Source organism: Pirellulales bacterium, from assembly GCA_035939775.1.
GTDB lineage: Bacteria > Planctomycetota > Planctomycetia > Pirellulales > DATAWG01 > DASZFO01.
The window spans coordinates 1-7,146 of sequence record DASZFO010000293.1 but is presented as its reverse complement, the minus strand read 5'-3'; the positions used below and the strand labels follow the sequence as shown (position 1 = coordinate 7,146).

4 protein-coding genes are annotated in these 7,146 nt (G+C 60.7%); all 4 read left to right on the top strand.

From position 1 onward, the window contains the following. Window positions 1-187 (top strand): hypothetical protein (locus VGY55_18250; GenBank protein HEV2971921.1); only part of this gene is annotated, 187 nt, incomplete at its 5' end. 1,101 nt (window positions 188-1,288) lie between these two features. Further along, on the top strand, window positions 1,289-4,876 hold the full coding sequence (locus VGY55_18245; GenBank protein HEV2971920.1) for an autotransporter-associated beta strand repeat-containing protein: 3,588 nt from the start codon (window positions 1,289-1,291) through the stop codon (window positions 4,874-4,876). A 321-nt stretch (window positions 4,877-5,197) separates the two neighbouring features. Beyond that, a complete protein-coding gene (locus VGY55_18240) occupies window positions 5,198-5,770 on the top strand; it encodes an ECF-type sigma factor (GenBank protein ID HEV2971919.1) in 573 nt (190 codons plus the stop codon). Between the two features lie 443 nt (window positions 5,771-6,213). Next, a complete protein-coding gene (locus VGY55_18235; GenBank protein HEV2971918.1) occupies window positions 6,214-6,900 on the top strand; it encodes a hypothetical protein in 687 nt (228 codons plus the stop codon). Window positions 6,901-7,146: the final 246 nt, after the last annotated feature.

The window sequence follows — 7,146 nt, the reverse complement described above, 5'->3', positions numbered from 1 at the left end:
CTTGCCCGGGCACGTCGTCTTCCGCAGCCGGCTCGAACCGACGCTCTTCGACTATCAGACGGTCGAGTACAAGACGATGGTGCTCGCGGGCAAGCGCGTCGATCTGATGCAAGAGGTCGTTCGCCATCAAGGGCGAAACGCCAAGCAGAACAATGTGACGCTGGAAGCGGTGGACGTGCGGCCGTAAGCGCACCTTCAGAAATCTGCGGTCGATTGTCGATCGAGATCGCGGCGCGTCGGCCAATCGGCGATCCACCTGCTCAAGCGGTCCTGATGAGCTTGAGAAGGGCTCTGTTGGGCTCGCAGTCGCGATGCACGTCATAACGCCACCTCCGGGAGGCCCTCGGAGGCCCGAATGCGTCTGCGACGATTGCTGGGCCCTCAGGAGTCGCTCGGTCGCGAAGCCGTCGGCGTTTGGGGCTTGTGGCCCATCAGGGGCCATTCCGGCGTATGTATATTGTCAGCCTCCGAGCGGTCCAGCCCCGAGGCCGGCACATTTTGAATTGCAATTCAAACTGTTGGGGCCGGATTTGGCCGCCTCGACGTGCCCGGGCACGGGGCCAATTCGCTGCTGTGCACCGGGGCCGGTCGATCCGGACCGGCGCTCTCTTACTCGGCCGATCGAGGCCTGTTCCTCGATGACCAAGTGCAGTGGCCCAACTGCAACGGCCTATGGCCGGCCGCAATGCGGCTGCCCTGGCGGACCTGGACTTTGCAAAGGACGATTTGGTGCGGATCGGCTGGCAGGCGGACGGCCCGAACTTCGGCACACTGCGGTTCAAAGCACCTTCATACCGATGCGTAGTCCTAACCGATTTACGATGGCGGCCGCTTCTACCGCGCAAGGCGGTGTGTGAGGACCGGGAAAGCAATCAGGCGTGGAGGGAGGTCGGCGTTCATGATTCTCTCCCAACCTGAGCCGATTTCGGCCCAACAAAGGGCGTGATTTTGCGCGCGTTTGCCCGGAAATACCCCCCTATTGAAACTGCGGCGGTCGAGCCGACCGACGCGCGCAAGTTGCTCCGCCGTCATTTCGAGGAATCTGTGGTTAGACGGGATTCCGAGATAACAATTTGGCTGATAGCTCCACGGTGATTTTCGCCTTGATCGGTTGATTGGTCACGATGCCACGACGATTTGTAGCTTTACGCGCGTCGTCCGTTCCGATGGCGAGGCGGCTCCAAATTGATCGGCTCTGGCGCGCGCCTCTTTGGCACCAATCGTCAGACGATGTATGATGTCCGTTGGCGCGAGGCGGTTTGCTCCCCCAACCGGAACGGAGGGATCCATGAGCCCTATTCAGCGGCTCTTCGGCGTAGTCGCGATCTTGGCCACCTGCAGTGCGACGTTGAAGGCGGTCACAATTCCGCTGGTGCCAGTTAGCGATCCAGGAAATCTGGCAGACGCCACCGGCTACGGTGCTGTGGGTTACACGTTCTACATCGCCATGTACGACGTCACGAACAGTCAGTACGCCGCGTTTCTGAACACCAAAGATCCGACAGGAGCGAACGCCCTCGGTCTTTGGAACGGCAACATGGCGAATCCGACGCTTGGCGGAATCCAATTCGTCCCAGGCAATGCTGCCGGCAATAAGTACAGCGTGATCTCCGGCGATGGAAACCATCCAGTCACGTGGGTCACTTGGTTTGATGCAGCGCGCTTTGTCAATTGGCTCAACAATGGGCAGGGTAACGGCGCTACGGAAAGCGGCGCATATACGATTCTCTACCCAACCCCCAATCCGCCAAACAGTGAAATCATCATGCGAAACGCGGGGGCACGAGTTTTTCTTCCTAGCGAGGATGAGTGGTATAAATCCGCATATTACGAGCCGGTCTCCAAAACGTACCTCTATTTTCCGACTGGCACCAACACAACGCCTTCGCCCGACGCACCTCCGGGAGGAAGCAACTCGGCGAATTTTCGCAACGTTGTCGGCCATCCGACCGATGTCGGGGCCTACTCGGGGACGAAGAGCACATACGGGGCATTCGACATGGGAGGGAACGTCTGGCAGTGGAACGACACTCTGATCGCCAGCCCTTATCGAGGCACACGCGGCGGTGCGTGGGATAGCGCCGACGACGGAGACGGTGATGGCGACGATTCCTACGAATGGTTGGAGTCCGTCTATGGTCGCAGCTATGCAGGTCCGCAAGCCTCGTCCAGCGACATAGGCTTCCGCGTGGCCAGCATGACGTCGGTCATCGGTGGACCGGTCGGAGAATGGATTGGTGCCACGGACTCAACTTGGGCCACGCCGAACAACTGGTTTGGCGTCCCTGGTGCCACGACGGGCATAACGAACAGTGACACCGCCACCTTTAATTTGAACGCGCCCAATTCTCCGCTGACCATTGACGCCGGCCGGAACCTCAAAAACATCACGTTCGACACGGCGAACGTTAATTCGATGACGATCGGCACGACGGGAGGCAACGCTCTGCTGATGACGGCCGGCGGAACAGTCCAAACGACTTCGACAGTCGTGAATCCGCAGGTCATCAATTGCCCGCTGATCTTGGAAGGAGACTATACGTTCACAAGCGGCGCTGCCAACACGGCAGCGACGCTGACGTTCGGCGGCCGCATCACGCCCGGAGCAACAAGCGGCGTCACGACGTTGACGCTGGGCGGGATCAATACGGGCAACAACGTGATCAGCGGCGTTTTGGCCGACAACGGCGCCGGGAAGCTCGCCATCGCGATGGCCGGTCCGGGAGTGTGGGCCTTGAGCGGCGCGAATACCTTCAGCGGCAACACGACGGTCACCGGCGGCAAGCTCATCCTCAAAGACAGCGCGGCCCTGCAAATGAGCACACTGTCGCTGGCGATCGACAATGGCGTGGCTTTCGCCGCTGGGCTGGGATCGGCAACGCTCGGCGGCTTGGCCGGCAGCGGCAAGCTCACGCTACTGGACCAAGCCACAACGCCAGCGGCGGTGAATGTGTCGATCGGCAACAATGGAGCCTCAACCACCTACGGCGGCGTCTTGAGCGCCGCGGGAAGCTTGACCAAAGTCGGCGCGGACACGCTCATGCTTACCAACAGCAACACGTACACGGGCGGCACAACGATCAACGCCGGAACGCTTCAGCTTGGCGACGGAATCTCGGTCAATGGTTCAGTTGCCAGCAATATCACTGACAAAGCGACGCTTGTTTTCGCCAATCCCAATTCGCAGACCTACTCGGGCGGCATCTCAGGCGCCGGCACCGTCGCCAAAACGGCCGCTGGAACGCTGGTGCTCAGCGGCGCCAACAGCTTCACCGGCGGCCTGAGCGTTCAGCAAGGCACGCTCTCGATTCCCACGATCAACAACGTCGGCGCGAGCGGCCCTCTCGGCGCCGGGCCGAGAGTCTCGCTGGGTTCGATGGGACAGTCGGTCACGCTCGAATACACGGGCAGTACGGCATCGAGCGATATGCCGTTCGGCCTGGCTGCGGGCGGAAGTGGAGCATTCCAGATCGACGCGGCCGGCACGAATCTCAGCCTGAGCGGCGTCGTCAGCGGCAGTGGCGGCGTTACGAAAACGGGCGGTGGCATCCTTACGTCGGCCGGCGCAAGCACCTACACCGGCGGCACGACACTCAGCAATGGCGGCGTTCAGATCGCCGGGCCGACGACCATTTCGAGCGGTAACATCGCGAGCAGTCCGATCGGCACGGGAGCACTGACGCTCGCTGCGGGAACGACGCTTCGAGACGACGGCGCCGCGCGGACGCTCGCGAACAATCTCGTCATCAATGGCAACGTCACGTTCGCAAGTGCCGGGGCGGGAAACCTGACGATTAGTCCCGCGGGTTTGACAACCACCACGAACGTCGTCTTGCACAACAACCCCACTTTCAATGTGACGAATGCGACGACGATCAAGAGCGTCATCGATGGGCCGGGCCAAAGTCTCACCAAGAGCGGAGCCGGAACCCTCATCTTCGGCGGGGCCAATGACTACACGGGAGGAACTACGATCAACGACGGCACGCTGACGGTGAATGCAGGTGGCAGCCTGGGAGGAGGCCCATTGACGATCATTGCGGCCTCTGGCGCCCATCCCATGCTCAGCGTGTTCGCGAGCCAAGCTGTAACCAGTGTGACGGCCAATCAGAGCGGCACGGGCATCGCGACAATCAACGTGGCTTCACCTGGAACGACGCTGACCGCATCTGGGTCCTTGACCGCCTCGGGCTCGCTCAACGTTAACGGCGGCGGGACACTTGAAATCCAGAGCGCCCCGACGATCGCCGTCAACAGTCACATCTTCGTCAATAATGACACAATGCGGTTTAGCGCCACGACGGGCGCCGCTGCAATTGGCACAGGGGTCGTGGCCACCGTCAACGTCGGCTCGACGCTGGAGTTGGCCGGCTCGGTTTCCGCATTGTCGTCGGCCATGAACCGAGTGAACATCACGACCGTGGCCATGTCCAAGGGCGTTCTCGTCACAGGCACAAATCAGCGAGTCGGCCAAATCAATGGCGCCGGCAGCATCGTCGTCAACGCGGGAAGCGACCTGACGGCGGACCACATCATCCAAAATGCGCTTGTCATCCAAGGAAGCGCCGGAAGTCCGGCGATCGTGACGATCGACGCCAGCGATGCCGCTGGCAATCCGTTGGGTCAGTCGAGCGGGCTCGCCTTGGCTGGCTCGCTAACGGCCAGCGCCGCCTTCGACGCCGGCGCGCTTTCCTCCTCGAACCTCCTGGCCAGCGACGGACGATCAGTCGGTAGTTTGGCCCTGAGCGTCACCAATCTTGGCGGCAGCGCTGCAGCGGTCCCCGAACCCACGACGCTTCTGCTGGCGCTCCTTGCGGTTTTGGGCGTGATTAGCACCCAGTTCGTGCGAAACCGCTGCCGATGTCAAACGGTCTGATCGGCTTGGCCGCGCCGCGACGCTGTATTAGTGAGTTGTTGGCTCGACGCTGGATTCCGATCATCAATTTTGGACGCTCCGGTCCGCCCGACCGACGCAGTTTCGCAGCGGCGGTCGATCCGACCGACGCGCTTTCGACCGGCACGGCTGGACGAGGGCGGCCATCGCCAACAACCCAGCGATTTCTGAGGCGACTGAGACCCTCGAATCGTGATTTGGAGGAGTCGGCGTACCTATGCTTGCGGCGCCTTTGCGAACTGATTTGTGGCGGTTGGCCAAGCGAGCGGCTAGACTCAAAGCACCTCCATCGCGACCTCACTCGTGGCGGCGCCGATGAACGAAGTCACTCGCATTCTGTCCGCCGTCGAGCAAGGCGATCCGCAGGCCGCCGAGCAACTCTTGCCGGTCGTGTACAACGAATTGCGCAAGTTGGCTGCGCATCGGCTGACTCAGGAAGAACCTGGGCAGACGCTTCAGGCGACGGCGCTGGTACACGAGGCCTATATCCGGCTGGTCGATGTAGAAAAGGCACAACACTGGGATTCACGCGGCCATTTCTTTGCGGCGGCGGCAGAATCAATGCGGCGAATACTCCTCAACCGCGCCCGAGATCGAAAACGGTTGAAGCGTGGTGGGGACCTTAAGCGAATTGACCTGGACGAGATCGAGCTTGCCCTGGACACACCCGATGAAGATTTGATGGCCCTCGACGAAGCCATTGAATGCCTTGAACACGAGGATCCTCTTTGTGCCAACCTCGTCAAGCTGCGATTCTTCGCTGGCCTAAGCCTCGGAGACGCTGCGCACGCTTTAGGGGTGACGCGGCGCGTCGCCGACCGGCATTGGGCATACGCCAGGGCCTGGCTTTACGCTCGTCTTCGTGACGAGAAATAGGCCTCCGGCTGTATCTCCATCGCGCCGGCCAAAATTCTCTGAAAAATTCCTGGATTTTCGGTGCAATCAGTCTTCAAACGGGGCATTGAAAGATAGAGCGGTTGTCGTAAGGAGTTCATCAATGAACGATGTCCGTCCAACTGTAAGCTCCCCTTTCTTCGAGGCGATCGACCAGTCACCGGGAATCACCTTGTGTGAGATTGCGTCCCGTGCCATTACGGCGAAACCAGAGCGGTTGTTGCCCACAAGCAAGGAGATTGTCATGCTCGCCCCTCATCTTATCGTGCCGGCGACGAGAGCCATCAAAGGGCGGCCCCTTCCGACCGGATGGATTAGTGCCTGCGTAGTGCTGTCCCTTATGACGGTTGGCATTGCACAGAGGTCGAGCGCCTGCTCGCTGCGGACGCCCTTCACCGACCGGTTCTAAAAATCGGAGACTACCAATGGCTCCCCTGAATCGACCAGCATCGGCACGCCGCCCGGTCGCGCCGGCAGATACGTACCGCCGCCAGGCTCCGACATCCTTGATCCCCCCGCAACCGTATCCCGCGCCCGGGACGCTCATCGACGTCTACCCGTCGAATTTCGGCCTGCTTAACTCTGATGCGAGCTGGCGAACGACGTGGGCAACCATCGTTTCCGGACGGTTTACGGACTCACCGTTTTCCAGCCTGCTCTTCGTGGAAGATTCCACCGCCTACGCCGAGCTGTACGATACAAACGGTCAAGGCGCGCTTCAAACGCCCTTGCGCGGGAAATTCAATCCGCTGGGTCGCCGTACGACCTGGACTCATATCGTCCCGGGATACTTTGGACCGTCCGGGTTCACCGGGCTGCCCCTCTACGATCAGGCGGCCGGGTTCGGTCAGTTCTACGACTCGGACGGCAAGGGCGGCTTCGTCCTACTGAGCGAGTATTCGGGATGGCGGACCACGTGGAGCCACATCGTATACGGGCGTTTCGTGGACAGCTCTCCTTACAGCGGCCTGTTCTTCTACAGCCCGTCGGAGAACTACGGCGAGGTCTGGACCACCGACGAGTGCAACGGATGGCGCTGGGATAGAGGGGCTGGTGTACAGATTCGTTTACGCGTAGCGAGGCGTTTTATTCGCGCGGGTTCGAATGTTTGAATGCGGGCGACTTCCGGAGTACAAATCCGTTGAATATCGCCATCGTGATTTGTGCAGACCTGATTGCTAGGCTTGCGCACTGATTCAAGGGGGGCGCGAGAATGAGCTGGACTGGCCAGAGCTGGGGTCCCGAGCAACCCCGATTCTTTGCTGATCTCACCGGTAATGGCTCGGCCGATGTCGTCGGCTTTGGAGTTGACGGCGTTTGGGTGTCGCTCAATAACGGGAATGGCACCTTCCAGCCGC